Source organism: Thermodesulfobacteriota bacterium (genome assembly GCA_040755095.1).
Classification (GTDB): Bacteria; Desulfobacterota; Desulfobulbia; order Desulfobulbales; family JBFMBH01; genus JBFMBH01.
The window spans coordinates 13,205-27,276 of record JBFMBH010000047.1; the positions used below are offsets into that span (position 1 = coordinate 13,205).

At 70.7% G+C, this 14,072-nt stretch carries 6 protein-coding genes; 3 read left to right on the forward strand and 3 right to left on the reverse strand.

Annotation, left to right across the window (positions count from 1 at the left end; all coding sequences use genetic code 11):
- Nucleotides 1–28 precede the first annotated feature (28 nt).
- The 3 genes from AB1634_09085 (at nt 29) to AB1634_09095 (ending at nt 8,221) form a co-directional block, all read left to right on the forward strand.
- The gene (locus tag AB1634_09085; protein ID MEW6219668.1) at nt 29–2,380 is read left to right on the forward strand and encodes a CHAT domain-containing protein; all 2,352 of its coding nucleotides are present in this window, start codon (nt 29–31) and stop codon (nt 2,378–2,380) included.
- A gap of 17 nt (nt 2,381–2,397) precedes the next feature.
- Complete coding sequence (locus tag AB1634_09090) at nt 2,398–6,873, forward strand: filamentous hemagglutinin N-terminal domain-containing protein (GenBank protein MEW6219669.1); 4,476 nt, start codon at nt 2,398–2,400, stop codon at nt 6,871–6,873.
- Between the two features lie 169 nt (nt 6,874–7,042).
- Nucleotides 7,043–8,221 (forward strand): ATP-binding protein, encoded by a 1,179-nt coding sequence (locus AB1634_09095; protein ID MEW6219670.1) that lies wholly within the window; start codon nt 7,043–7,045, stop codon nt 8,219–8,221.
- Between the two features lie 106 nt (nt 8,222–8,327).
- On the opposite strand, the gene AB1634_09100 is transcribed toward AB1634_09095, so the two are convergent.
- The 3 genes from AB1634_09100 to ilvD are packed head-to-tail and all read right to left on the reverse strand — an operon-like array spanning nt 8,328 to nt 13,236.
- Nucleotides 8,328–9,284 carry an acetyltransferase gene (locus AB1634_09100; protein MEW6219671.1) on the reverse strand — a complete coding sequence of 319 codons (957 nt, stop codon included), beginning with the start codon at nt 9,282–9,284 and terminating at the stop codon, nt 8,328–8,330.
- An 18-nt stretch (nt 9,285–9,302) separates the two neighbouring features.
- Entirely contained in the window at nt 9,303–11,567 is a 2,265-nt protein-coding gene (lptD, locus tag AB1634_09105; GenBank protein MEW6219672.1) for an LPS assembly protein LptD, read from the reverse strand.
- Between the two features lie 7 nt (nt 11,568–11,574).
- Nucleotides 11,575–13,236 (reverse strand): dihydroxy-acid dehydratase, encoded by a 1,662-nt coding sequence (ilvD, locus tag AB1634_09110; protein MEW6219673.1) that lies wholly within the window; start codon nt 13,234–13,236, stop codon nt 11,575–11,577.
- Nucleotides 13,237–14,072 lie beyond the last annotated feature (836 nt).

Consider the following 14,072-nt stretch of genomic DNA (forward strand, 5'->3'; position numbering starts at 1 on the left):
CACCTGCCCTCCCGGGAGGCACCGCCCCATGAGCCGCATCTTCCTCCCGCCCGGCCCGGCGGCCGGCTTCTGGCTGTGGCTGGCCGGCTGTTTCCTGGTCCCAGGCCCGGTCTGGGCAGAGGGCTCGACCGCAGCGGCGGTCCTGGCCGCCGCCCAGGCGCCGCTGCTCGCCCGGGCCGATGAGGCCTGCCGCCGGGGCGCCTTTGCCGAGGCGATCGCCCTGCTGGCGCCCGCCCTCCGGGACCAGACAGATCGCGAGCCCAGGGAGCAGGTGCAACTGGCCCTGCGCCTGGCCCAGGCCTACCGGGCGCTCGGTCGGCCGGAGGCCGGTCTTGCCTGCCTGGAGGTCGGGCAGCCACCGGGGGCTGCCCTCACCGCCCCCCTCGCCGCCGGCAGCACCGGCGACCGCCGGGCCGCTGCCCTCCTGGCCCAGACCCGGGGCAGTCTCAAGCTGGCAGCCGGCCGGCCCGCCGAGGCCCGGCCGCTGCTCGAAGAAGCGGCCCGACTGGCCGGCGAAATGGCCAACGATTCGCTGGCAGCAGCCATCGCCAACGATCTTGGGCTTTGCGCCGAGGCGGAAGAGCGGCTACCCGAAGCCCTGGCTGCCTTCCAGGCCGCGGCGGCCCAGGCCGCGAAGGCTGACGACCGGCTCCCGGGTGCCACCGCCCTGGCCAATGCCGGCCGGCTGGCTCATCGCCTGGGCCGGCCCGAGCAGGCCTTGCTCCTGGCCCGCCAGGCGGTCGACCTTTTCCAAGACCAGCCGGCCAGCCATGATGCGGTGTCGGTCCGTCTCCATCTTGGACTCCTCTGCCAGGAGCTGGCCCCCGTGCTGCCGGCAGCCCAGCGGCTGGCGGCGGATCTCTTTGCCGAGGCCGGCCGGCAGGCCGAGAGCCTGGACGACCTCCGCCTGGCCTCGTACGCCTTCGGCTATGCCGGGGGGCTGTACGAGAAGGAGGGACGCCTGGCGGCGGCCCTGGACCTGACCCGCCGGGCGGCCTTCCAGGCGCAAGCGGCCCAGGCGCCGGAGCTCCTCTTCCGCTGGCATTGGCAGACCGGCCGCCTGCTCCGCGCCCAGGGCCAGCCGGACGAGGCCCTGGCCAGTCTGCGCCGGGCGGCCAGAAGCTTCGCCCTGGTCAGGACCGATCTTGTGGCCAGCTGCCGGGGCGACCTTACCCGGTACCACCGGACGGCTTGCCCCCTCTTCTTCAGCCTGGTGGACCTGCTCCTGGACCAGGCGGCGCACCGCGCGGCCGGCGCCGGTCGCCAGGCGCTCCTTCTCGAGGCCCGGGATGCCATGGAGGAGATCAAGAAGGTGGAACTGGAGAACTATTTCCAGGATGCCTGCCTCACAGCTGTGGCAGGCCAAGCCACGGCCATCGACCGGATGCTGGAGGGGGCGGCAGCGCTCTACCCGGTGCTCCTGCCGGATCGTGCCGAGCTCCTGGTCAGCTTTGCCGATCGCCTGGAGCGCTACCCGGTGCCGTTAGCGACCGGAGCCCTGACCGCCCAGGTCCATGCCTGGCGGCAGAAGCTGGAGAAACGAACCACCAGCGAGCACCTGCCCCTGGCCCAGGCGCTGTACGACGCCCTCATCCGGCCGCTGGAGCCGGATCTCGCCCAGGCTGGCGTCCGGACCCTCGTCGTCGTTCCGGACGGGGTCCTGCGCACCGTGCCCCTTTCGGCCCTCCACGACGGCGAGCGGTACCTGGTGGAGCGTTTCGCCGTGGCGGTCGCCCCCAGCCTCGCCCTCACCGCCCCGCGACCCTGGACCAACCAGGGACGACCGGTGCTGGTCGCCGGCCTGGCCGAGGCGGTGCAAGGCTTTCCCGCCCTGCCCTTTGCCGGCCAGGAGCTGGCCCACCTCCACGGCCTGCTGGCGGGCTCCACCCTGCTCCAGGACCAGGCCTTTGTGACCCCCGCCCTGGAGGCCACGTTGCAGGCCGAGCCCTTCTCCATGGTGCACATCGCCTCCCATGGCCAGTTCGGCAGCCGGCTTGCGGACACCTTTCTTCTCGCCTACGACGGCAAGATCACCATGGACCGGTTGGCCGGCATGGTGGGCCTGTTCCGCTTCCGGCAGGAGCCCCTGGAGCTCCTCACCCTGAGCGCCTGCCAGACCGCAGCCGGTGACGAGCGGGCAGCCCTGGGCCTGGCCGGCATTGCGATCAAGGCCGGCGCCCGCAGCGCCCTGGCCACCCTGTGGCTCATCAACGATCAGGCCGCCAGCCAGCTGGTCACCGAGCTCTACCGCCAGCTGCAACGCCCCGGCATGTCCCGGGCTGCCGCCCTGCAGGCCGCCCAGAAGTCCCTGCTCGCCGACCGCCGCTTCCGCCATCCCGCCTACTGGGCGCCGTTTCTCCTCCTCAATAACTGGCTCTGAAGACGCGGAGGCTCGTCATGCCTTGTGCCCAGCCACCTCGCCGGCCCGCCCCCGGAGACCTCCGGCGGCCCCGGCTGCCACTGGCCCTGGCCGCCGTCCTCCTGCTCTCGGCGGCACCCCGGCCAGGAGGCGCCGGCATCACCACCGACGGCAGCCTGGGCCAGGCCCGTACCCTCACCGGCCCCGGCTACACCATCGGCCCCGAGCTGGGCCAGCAGACAGGAGGCAATCTCTTCCACAGCTTCGGCCAGTTCAGCCTGCTGGCCTCCGAGCAGGCGACCTTCACCGGCCCGGCCTCGGTGACCAGCATCATCAGCCGGGTCACCGGCGGCAGCCCTTCTGCCATCGATGGCCTGCTCCGCTCCGCGATTCCGGGCGCTGATCTGTATTTCATCAACCCGGCCGGCGTCGTGGTTGGACCCCACGCCAGCCTGGAGGTGAGCGGCTCCTTCCACGTCTCCACCGCCGACTATCTGCAGCTGGGGGAGGCGGGCCGCTTTTCGGCCAGCGATCCCGGCGCCAGCACCCTGGCCGCCGCCCCGCCAGCGGCCTTCGGCTTTCTGACCGCAACGCCTGCAGCCATCCGCGTCGAAGGCGCAGGCTCCCGGGCGGGCAGCGAGATCATCCCCCGGGAGCTGGGCCGCTCTGGCCACGGCCTGCTGGTGCCGGCCGGCGAGACCCTGGCAGTGGTGGGCGGCGACATCACCCTGACCACCGGCCAGCTTCTGGCCGATCCGAGCCAGGTGGTGGAGGCCCGCCTGCGGGCGCCGGCCGGCCGGATCGATCTCGTGAGTGTTGCCTCGCCCGGGGAGGTGAAGCCCACCGCCTCCGGAGTCGAAATCACTGGCGGCACGGATCTCGGCTCTATCGCCCTCGGCGGCCTGTCGGCTCTGGCTGACCCTGCCAGCGGCTCCACCCTGGCGGAAGACCGGGCGGTGCGCCTCGACACCAGCGGGCCGGCCGGCGGCACCATACGCATCCGCGGCGGCCAGCTGGTCATGGCCGGCGCCAGCTGCCTGGCGAGCGACAGCCACGACACCGGCGGCGGCAGCATCGACGTCCGGATCGCCGGCCAGATCCGGCTGGAGGACCAGGCCCGCATCCAGGCCGAGCATGGTGGCAGCGGGCAGGGCTCGTCCCTGGCCGTCTCGGCGGAGACCATCTCCCTGGCCGCAGGCAGCGAGATCAGCACCCTCGCCACCGGCGCCGGCAGTGGCGGCCCGGTCTCGGTGGAGGCCCGGGGGACCCTCATTGTGACCGGCGACAGCGCCGCTGGCCTGGCGAGTGCCATCGGCACCGAAACCGCTGGCTCCGGTGCCGCTGGTGCCGTCACCGTCCGGGCCGCCGATCTGGTCCTGGCGGATGGCGGCCTGGTCGCGGCCAGCAGCCTGGGCTCCGGGGATGGCGGTGCCGTCGATGTGGTCGCAGGGCGGCTGCTGCTCAGTGAAGGCGGCTTCATCGTGGCCAATGCCTGGAGCAGCGGGGATGCCGGATCGGTGACCGTAACCGCCAGCGAGGGGGCCATCATGGCGGGCGAGGACGCCGGCGGGCGCCCCAGCGGTATCCAGGCCGCCACCGCCGGCTCCGGGGACGGCGGCGCCATCAGCCTGAGCACCCCGGAGCTGGCCCTGGTGGACGGGGCGACCATCCTGGCCAACGCCCGCGGCGGCGGGGATGCCGGCAGCATCGACCTCCAGGTGGACACCTTGCGCCTGGCTGCCGGCGGCAACATCCAGAGCAGCACGACGGGCGCCGGCGCTGGCGGTCAGATTGCCGTGCAGGCGGCAGAATCCGTCGTCATCACCGGCCGGTTAGCCGAGGACCTGCCCAGCGGCATCTGGGCCGAAACCCTCGGCCCCGGCCGCGGCGGCACCGTGACCATCGACACCCCGGACCTCCTCATGACCGACTCGGCGCTGCTGTCCACCGGGACCTTTTTTGGCAACGGCCAGGGTGGCGCCATGCACCTGGTGGTGGACCGCCTGCGCCTGACCGACGGAGCCCGTGTTGCGGCCAACAGCCACGGCTGGGGAGATGGCGGCGGCATCAGCGTGGTGGCCAACGAATCCGCCCTCATCGCCGGCGCCGCCGTCGAGGCCAAGGCCCGAGGTCGGGGCGACGGCGGCTCGGTCTTCATCCAGACCCCGGCGCTGCGCCTCACGGAGGAAGGCTGGCTTACCTCCGCTGCCGGGGCATTCTCCCAAGGGGACGCCGGCGACATCCTCCTTGCCGTCGACCGGCTGACGCTGGATGACGGGGGGCGTATCGAGGCCGACGCCCTGGGCAGCGGCAATGGCGGCCAGATCAGGATATCGGCCGCCGGCGCGGTGGTGCTGGATGGTCGCCGTCCGGACGGCCCCTGGAGCACCATCTCGGCCGGGGTCTTCGGGGGCGGCACGGGCGGGGGCATCGACATCGAGGCCCCGGAGGTCGTGGTGCTGGGGCCGCGGAGCCAGATCTCCACCTCCGGCTGGGGGGAGACCTCCGGGGCCGCCGGCGGCATCCGCCTCGCGGTCGGCGACCTCACGGTGGTCGATGGCGGCAACATCTGGGCCGACACCTGGGGCACCGGCGGGGGCGGCCGGATCGACATCGCCGCCAGCCGCTCGGTGCTCGTGGCTGGCGACGAGGAAGGCCAGGGCGGCGGCCGGATCACGGCGGAGGTCTTCGGTGCCGGCGACGGCGGGGCCATCGTGGTCCGTGCCCCGACCCTGGCCGTGGCCGGCGACGGCAGGATCTCCACCTCCACCAGCGAAGACTCCACCGGCGCGGGCGGCGATATCCTTCTCCAGGTGGGCGAGCTGCAGCTGGTGGCTGGCGGCGCCATCACGGCCGATACCCAGGGGCATGGCGCAAGCGGCGGGATTGCGGTTGCGGCCGACCGGTCAGTCGCCATCGGTGGCCGCAGCCGGCACGGGCTGGGCAGCATGATCTCGGCCGATGTCTTTGCCGATGGCGACGGCCGGGGGATCGTCGTGGACACCCCTGAGCTGCTGCTGGCCAGCGGAGGCAGGATCGCCACCGACGCGCTCCGGGGATCCTTCGGCCACGGCGGGGATATTCTCGTCCGGGCCGCCGACCTCAGGATCCTGCACGACGGCGCGATTTCCGCCAGCACCGCCGGAAGAGGCCAAGGAGGCGGCATCACCATTGCGGGCGGCCAGTCCGTTCATGTGGCCGGCTGGGGCAGCTCGATCGCCACCACTTCCCTCTGGAGAGCCTCCGGCGACGCCGGCGACGTGGTCATCCGCGATGTGGACCGCCTTGAGCTGGCAGACAGCGGTCGCATCGCCACGGATACCTGGGGTGCCGGTGAGGCCGGCGACATCGTCGTCTCGGTGGACGATCTGGCGCTCGTCGATGGGGGGACGATCACCGCCGACACCCTGGGGGCCGGCCGGGGAGGCGATATCGCGGTCTCAGCCGCCCGCTCGGCGCGGGTGGCTGGCCCGGACCGCCGCCAGCTGGGGAGCCTGATCTCTTCCGAGGTGTTCGCGCAAGGCGCCGGCGGCTCCATCGTGGTCGAGACCCCGGAGCTGGTGCTCGCTGGCGAGGGCCGGATCTCGACCTCTTCCCTCTTTGGCAGCAGCGGCAAGCCCGGCGACATCGGGATCACGGTGGACCGCCTGGAGCTGGTGGACGGCGGCGGCATCTGGGCCGACACCTCGGGCGTTGCCGCTGGCGGCGGCGTGAGCGTGACGGCCACGAGCTCGGTCCTTCTTGCCGGCCGGGGGCCGGATGGGGTGCCGAGCATGATCAGCTCCGAGTCCTTCGGGGCAGGGACAGGGGGCGACGTGGCCGTCGCGGCGCCGCACCTCGCTCTGGCGCGGGGCGGCGCGATCTCGGCCAGCACCGGCGGCACCGGTGATGCCGGCACCATCCGGATCCTGGCCGAACGGTTGGAACTGGCGAGCGGCGCCACGATCCGGGCCAGCAGCACCGGCAGCGGGCAGGCCAGGGACATCGCCGTGGACGCTGCCGACCGCATCCTGCTCACCGGCAGCACCATCGCCACCGAAACCAGGACGGCCGATGGCGGGAACATCCGCCTCGCTGCCCAGCAGGAGATCCAGCTCATCGACAGCGCGGTCACCACCTCGGTGGCCGGCGGGGCCGGCAACGGCGGCAACATCGTCATCGATCCGCGGTTCGTCATCCTGGAGAACAGCCGGATCATCGCCAACGCCTATGGCGGTGATGGCGGGAATATCCGCATCGTCGCCGGCGCCTTCCTGGCCGACGCCAGCAGCCGGGTGGAGGCCTCGTCGCAGCTGGGCATCGACGGCACGGTGGCCATCCTCGCCCCGGACGCCAACCTCCTGGGCGGCCTGACGGTCTTGCCCGACGCCTTCCTGGAGGGCAGCCCGCTCTTCGCCGACCCCTGCGCCACCCGCCGGCGGCAGGAGACGAGCAGCCTGACCCTGGCCGGACGCCAAGGGATGCCGCCCGAGCCGAGCCAGCCCCTGGCCGGCAGCCGGTCAGACCGGCCTTGAGCGGCACCGCGCCTCGGGGCACTTGGCAGCCGGCTCCGGCGCCGCGGCATCCGTCGCTTGCCGCTTGACACCCCGTCTCCTCCCGGGTAGCGTGCGGCCCATGAATGATTCTATTTCAAGTGCTGAAACAAAATACATCAAACGGCGAAAAGCTCGCCATCTCAGAGAGATGATCTCTGAATTCCCGGTGGCTGTCCTGAGTGGTGCCCGGCAGGTCGGCAAGAGCACCATGCTCTGGCACGAATTTGCAGACTTCGCCTACCTCACCCTGGACGACCTGAGCGTCCGCGAGCAGGCACGGTTGGACCCCGCGTCCCTGTGGCAGCCGCACGACCGGTTGATCATCGACGAGGCTCAGAAGCTGCCGCAGCTCTTTGAGGCGATCAAGCTGGCCGTTGACCGTCCGGGGGGTGGCCGGCGCTTCATCCTTTCCGGATCGGCCAACCTGCTGCTCATGGAGAGGGTCAGCGAGTCCCTGGCCGGCCGGGCCGGCTATTGCGAGCTTCTGCCCATGACTTGCGGCGAGGAGCTGAGCCACCTCCAGCCGGGCAACCTTGCTGGCCTGTGGCAGGAGGTGCTGGATCCCGTCCAGCCATCGGGTCCGGCCGTACCTCCCCTGTCCTTTCTCCTACGGGGCTTCATGCCGCCGGTACTGGCCCGCACTCCGGGACCGGCGCTGCTGCGCTGGCTGGAGTCCTACGTCATGACCTACCTGGAGCGGCACCTCCGGCAGCTGTCCCAGGTGGAGTCCCTGGTGGACTTCCGCAAGGTCATGGGGATGCTGGCCTTGCGCACCGGCAGCATCCTCAACCAGGCCGATGTGGCCAAGGACAGCGGCACCAGCCATGCCACGACCCACCGGTACATTCGGCTCCTGGAGGTTTCTGGCCTCATCGCCCGGGTGCCGGCCTTCATCGTCAACCGGGGCAAGCGGCTGGTCAAATCGCCCAAGATCTTCTTCCTGGATCCCGGCCTGGCGGTGTTCCTGGCCGGGTATTTCGACGCCGAGGCCCTCGGTCGGGCGCGGGAGCTGGGGGGCTTCTTCGAGACCCTTGTCCACCTCCACCTGCGGGCCTGGTGCGACGGACTGCCCCCCCGGGCTCAGCTCTTTTACTGGCGCACCGTTTCCGGCCGGGAGGTGGATTTCGTCGTCCAGCACGGCCGCCAGATGCTGGCCTTCGAGGTCAAGCTGACGCCAACCCCGACGGTGGCCGACGCCGCCAGCCTGCTGCTCTTTCTGGAGCAATACCCGGAGGCGGTGCGTGGCATCCTGGTCCACGCCGGCGATGAGGTCCGCTGGCTCCACTCGAAGATCCTGGCCGTCCCCTGGTGGTGGCTGGATCTGTAAAGCCCAGCCGGCCCGGGGAGGCCGGAAAGGGGCGGCAGCTGCCGTCCCCATTGGTGCGGGCGGGCAGGCGGGAAGGTTGCGGCCGGCCGCGAGCAGCGCCCTCGGCTCAGCCCCGGAAGGTCTCCTGGAAGGCGGCGACAAAGGCCTCCAGCTGGGCGGCGGGCAGGGCGTTGATGCCGGCGGCGGCAGCCCGGCCGCCGCCGGTGGGGAAGGCCCGGCAAAGGGTGTCGGCACCGGTGCGGCGGCTTAACGGCGCCCGGACGCTGACCAGGAAGGTGGCGTCGCCGTTGTCCACCAGAAGGCCATGGGCGCTCTCCGGCCGCTCCCGGGCCTGGGCGTTCATGAAAACGCCGGCGGCCCGTTTCGACCAGGGCTCGGCCGGGAAGAGGAAGAGACGGCCGCCCTCCCCCTCCCGCCAGATCGGGGCAGCGGCGGCTTGGGCCATGTCCTCCTGATAGCCCTGGCGCAGGGCAGCCATCACCGGCGAGCGGCGGGCAAAGGCCAAGGGGTCGCGGTAGGGCCGCAGGGATTCATAGAGGGCGGCGGGCGGTAGCAGGAGATCCGCCAGGGTGGCGCCGTAGCCGTTGTAGTTCATCAGCTCCCCCAGCTCCCGCAGGGTGGCCACTTCGGACTCATCCACGGCCAGGCCGGCGGCCAGGGCCAGGGCCGAGGCATGGAGGTTGTCGCCGAAGGCAGCCGCCACCGCCCAGGGCCGAAAGGCGCCGTCCAGCTGGCGGTCGACGATCATGGCGGTGCAGACCTCAGGATCCGGGTCGATGGACGCCGCCAGGTGGGGATGGCCGGGGATCTCGCCCGGGAAGTGATGGTCGAAGTAGAGGACCTGGCAGCCCTGGTCCAGCAGCCGCACCAGCTCCGCCCGGTTGGTATCGAGCGAGATGTCGCAGACCGTGACATGAGCCTGCCGCACCTCGGCGATACGGGCCAGGAGCCGCACGTCCCGCTTGGTGCCGGTGACCAGGGCCGCCAGCCTCGGCTCGGCCAGCCGCAGCTGATGCAAGGCGCAGATCCCGTCGGCATCGCCGTTGAAGACGTCGTAGTGCATGACACACCCCCCTTTGGGTCACAGCTCGGGCAGGCCGAGCTCCAGCATCCGGCCGATGCCGGCCAGGGAAACGATCACCGCCACCCGCTGGTCCTCGGAGGTGCGGGAGGCAAGCAGCTCGGCGGTCCAGCAGCCGGGGCGGTAAATCAGCCGCACCGAGGAGTCCACGGTGCTGTCGTTGCTGAAGGACTGGGACAGGGCGTACTGGGCCCCCACCTGGGGGGTGAGGTTGAGGTCCAGGGCCAGGTTGACGTCATGGACCGACTTGTCCAGCCGGTCGGTGAAGAAGGAGGGATCAAAGCCTCCCGGCACCCGGCTGTAGCGATAGTCCAGACTCAGCCGCTCGCCCCGCTCGCTGGTGAAGCGGGTGCCGAGATCGTAGCGCACGATCCCCTCGCCGTAGACGGAGAGCGCCGTGTCGTAGCTCAGCACCAGAGGCTGCCAGGGGCTCACCTCCAGCTCGAAGCTGACATCCGAGAACGGGCGGGTCTCATCACCGGGGATGAGGATCGCCCGCTCGGCCTCCAAGAGGTCGTAGGCCTGGCGCACCGCCAGCCAGCCCCCGGGCCGCAGCCAGGAGAGGGTGTCGCCGTCCGGCCACAGGGCGTTCCTGACCCCGTAGGCAAAGAGGCTGCGGCCTTGCAGCCGGTCATGGGCATCCAGCGCCGGCAGCTCCGCCTGATCGGCGTTTGGCCGGTAGCGCCAGCCGATCTCGGGGCGTACGAGATGGGTCAGCCGCGGGGCCCCCTCCCAGTCCGGATGGAAATCCCGCATCAGGGTGGTGGCCAGGGACGCCTCCAGCTCCGGCACGGTGCGGCCGGTCAGCCGCTCACTGGTCCAGGCCTGGCGGGCGGCCTCGCCGTGGGGCAGGACGTGGTAGAGGCTCTGGCGAACGCCGGCAAAGGCCGCCGCCTCCAGATAGGGACCGGCCGGCAAGACCGCGCCCAGCCGCGGCGCCAGCTCCAGCCGCTGGTCGCCCAGGCCGGTCGCCCGCCAGTAATGGACGTACTCCGAGGTCCAATCCAGGGACAAGGGCACCGCCAGCCCCTCGATGGGCACCAGCCCGGCCATGGCCACCCGGGGCAGGGTCTGGATAGCGGTGGTCGGCCCCAGGAGGCCGGTCTCGTCGTCCACGGTCCGGATCTCCGCGCCCAGGCTCGTGCCGGGCCAAAGCCGAGTCACCTGCACCGTGGACTCCCGGAAGGGAATGGTCCGCTCCTGGAAGCCGCGGCCAAAGGCCTCCAGGTAGTCCTGCTCGCTGCGGTCAAAGCCCTTCATCCCCTTGCGGAACTCATCCAGGAAGTCCCGGTCGCTGACCGAGTCCAGGTCGACCCGACCGAAGAAGCCGGCCCCCAGGTCCTGGTCGATCTTGCCCCGCAGCCAGTAGCGGCCCTCCCGGGTGCGGAGATAGCCGTCGCCTTTGTATTCGTCGCCCGCCCGGTCCGCCGTACGGTCAGCCAGCAGGTTGAGGTCGAAGGTCCCCAGGGAGAAGGCGTCCAGGGCGTAGCGGGCCTCGATGCCGGCCAGGGGACCCCGGCGGCCCAGGTAGCCAGGGTAGAGGGTGAAGTCCAGGCTGGGGCCAAGATCCACGAACAAGGGCACCAGAAGCCCGGTGCCATCCCGGTCCGACTGGGAGAATTCCGGAAACAACAGGCCGGTCTGCCGGGTGGTCTTGGCCGGCAGAATGAGGTAGGGCAGGTAGAAGACCGGTACATCCAGCACCGACAGGTACGCATCCTCCAGGAGCGCGTAGCCGTCCACCGTCAGATCGATCTCCTGGCTGGACAGGCTCCAGGCCGGCGGGCGCCCCCCCTGCACCGGGCAGGCGGAGACCCAGGCGTCCGTGAAATGGTAGGTGTCCGGCCCGGTGCGCTCCACCCGCGAGCCGGTGAGCCGCATGTCGTGCCGGCTCAGCACCAGGGTGGTGTCGGTGAGGGTGCCGGTCTGGCGCACCACATCCAGCTCAGCCTGGCTGGCGAAGAGCTGGTCCTCGCCGGCGGCAAGATGCAGGTTGCCTCGGGCGGTCACCCGCTCCGATTCCAGATCGTACTGGAGCCAGTCGGCGGTCATGGTCATGGCCGGGGCATCCGCCTCCTCCCGGCTTAAGACCACCTCTCCTTCCGCCACCACCCGATCCGGCCGCTTCTGGTGCTCGATGCGGTCCGCAGCGATCTGCCAGGGCGGCACCGGCAGCGGCACCTTCTCCTCGGCGGCCACCGGCAGCGCCACCAAGAGGAGCAGGCCGAGGCCGGCCAGGGTCCGGGATCGGACTGCGGCAGCCACGAGCCGCTCAATCCCGAAGGATGGCGCCGCTGGCGCCGGAGCTCACCTGCCGGGCGTAGCGGCCGACCGCACCGGTGGCGATGGCCGGCGGCCGCGGCTGCCAGGCGGCGCGGCGCCCTGCCAGCTCCGCCTCGGCGACCTGCAGCTCCAGCCGCTTCGCCGGGATGTCGATGGCGATCGTATCCCCTTCCGCCACCAGGGCGATGGGGCCGCCGTCCGCCGCCTCGGGAGAGATGTGGCCGATGGCCGCCCCCTGGGTGCCGCCGGAGAAGCGGCCGTCGGTGATGAGGGCCACCGATCTTCCCAGCCCCATGCCGACGATGGCCGAGGTGGGGGAGAGCATCTCCGGCATGCCGGGGCCGCCCCGGGGACCGCAGTAGCGGATCACCACCACGTCCCCGGCCTGGATCCGGCCGCCCAGGATGGCGGTCAGGGCCGCCTCCTCGGTATCGAACACCCGGGCCGGCCCGGAGTGGCGGAGCATCTCCGGCGCCACCGCCGACTGCTTCACCACCGAGCCCTCCGGCGCCAGATTGCCGTAGAGAATCGCGATGCCGCCGTCCGCATGGTACGGGTTGTCCAGGGGCCGGATGATGGTGGGGTCAACCTGCCGCACCCGGGCCAGATTCTCCGCCACCGTGCGGCCGGCAACGGTGAGTGCCGCACCGGCGATGAGCCCCTTTTCGGCCAGCAGGGCCATCACCGCCGGCACGCCGCCCGCCTCATGGAGCTGGGCCAGGCTGTGGGGCCCGCCCGGGATGAGGCTGCACAGATGCGGGGTACGGCCGCTCACCTGGTTGAAGAGGGCGAGCGGCAGCTCCACCCCGGCCTCCCGGGCCATGGCCGGCAGATGGAGAACGGTATTGGTGGAGCAGCCCAGGGCCATATCCACGGCCATGGCGTTCTCGAAGGCCGCCCGGGTGGCGATGTCCCGGGGCCGGACCCCGTTCGCCACCAGCTGCATCACCGCTTGCCCCGCCTCCTTGGCCAGGCGGATGCGGGCCGCCGACACCGCCGGGATGGTGCCGTTCCCCGGCAGGGCGAGCCCGATGGCCTCGGACAGACAGTTCATGGAGTTGGCGGTGAACATGCCGGCGCAGGAGCCGCAGCCCGGGCAGGCGCACTCCTCCAGCTCGTCCATCTCCTCCTGGCTCATGGTGCCGGCCTTCACCCGGCCCACCCCTTCGAAAACGCTGATGAGGTGCACGTCCCGGCGCTGGAAACGACCGGTGAGCATGGGCCCACCGCTCACCAGGATGGCCGGGATGTTGAGCCGCAGCGCCGCCATGAGCATCCCCGGCACGATCTTGTCGCAGTTGGGCACCAGCACCAGGGCGTCGAAGGGGTGCGCCATGGCCATGATCTCCACCGAGTCGGCGATGATCTCCCGGCTGACCAGGGAGTACTTCATGCCGGTGTGGCCCATGGCAATGCCGTCGCAGACGCCGATGGCGCCAAAGGAGATCGGCGTGCCCCCCGCCATCCGCACCCCGGCCTTCACCGCCTCGACGATCTTGTCGAGATGGATATGCCCCGGAATGATCTCGTTGGCCGCATTGGCGATCCCCACCAGCGGCCGCCGGATCTCCTCGTCGGTATAGCCCATGGCCTTGAAGAGCGAGCGGTGCGGCGCCCGCTCCAGCCCCTTCTTCATGACATCGCTGCGCATGCTCATCGGAAAAAGAACCTCCTGGGCAAGAAGACGGGATGCGGCGGGCTGAGGGAATCGCCCTGCCGGCGGTCGGGTCATCCAGAGATGACGCACCATGCATTGTCGGGGTGCGGTTGTCAAGAAGGGATCAGGGGGCCTTCCTCTTCCTCGCTGGTGCCCGTCGGGGGACAGCCCAGACCTCTCCTGGCTCCGGCAACAACAGCCCTCCTCGCCTCCCCTCCAGACTGCTGCTGCCCCTTTGACCGGCGCGTGGGAGGACGGCCCTGGCGGGGCTGTTACCGGCCAAGCCTTGGCGAGTCGGCGACGATCGAAAGACATCTCCATCGCGAACCTGCTGCAGAGTCCTATGGAATACCGCCGACGGATGGATCGCAAACTCCTTAGGCCCGCTATTAATGACTTCTTGACCCGCTAGACGGCAGGTGGCAGCCTGAAGCCGCCACGCCGCCCCCCAGTAGCTTAGCCGCGTGGCAACCGGCTGACCCGTCTTCCTGGTTAGCGGGGAGGCTCCTGCTTGTTGTTTCGGCGTCTAACGCGACAATTTTCTGCCGCCATCTGCATGGTTGGGCAATACCCGGAGAAAAAAACATTCGCTCCGTGCTATTTTTTTCCTTGACAGGGGTCACGAAAAGCATCTACAGTCGCAACCAGTGAATCATGTCAGCCATGGTAGGAAATTAATAAGTTCTTAATCGTAAGTTAATGTGTCGGAGTAGGAATCATGGTCGCCCACGACCCCCTCCACAGATCCGGACGAGCGGATTTCCCGCATCCGGCTCTTGCCTCAGGTGATGACGCCAAGGCGCCGCAGAGGGTAGGGATGGCAGATACGC

Bases quoted from the DNA above. Each gene is read 5' to 3' on its own strand.
- AB1634_09085 (MEW6219668.1), top strand. From the start codon at position 29: ATGAGCCGCATCTTCCTCCCGCCCGGCCCGGCGGCCGGCTTCTGGCTG.
- AB1634_09090 (MEW6219669.1), top strand. From the start codon at position 2,398: ATGCCTTGTGCCCAGCCACCTCGCCGGCCCGCCCCCGGAGACCTCCGG.
- AB1634_09095 (MEW6219670.1), top strand. From the start codon at position 7,043: ATGATCTCTGAATTCCCGGTGGCTGTCCTGAGTGGTGCCCGGCAGGTC.
- AB1634_09100 (MEW6219671.1), bottom strand. From the start codon at position 9,284: ATGCACTACGACGTCTTCAACGGCGATGCCGACGGGATCTGCGCCTTG.
- ilvD (MEW6219673.1), bottom strand. From the start codon at position 13,236: ATGCGCAGCGATGTCATGAAGAAGGGGCTGGAGCGGGCGCCGCACCGC.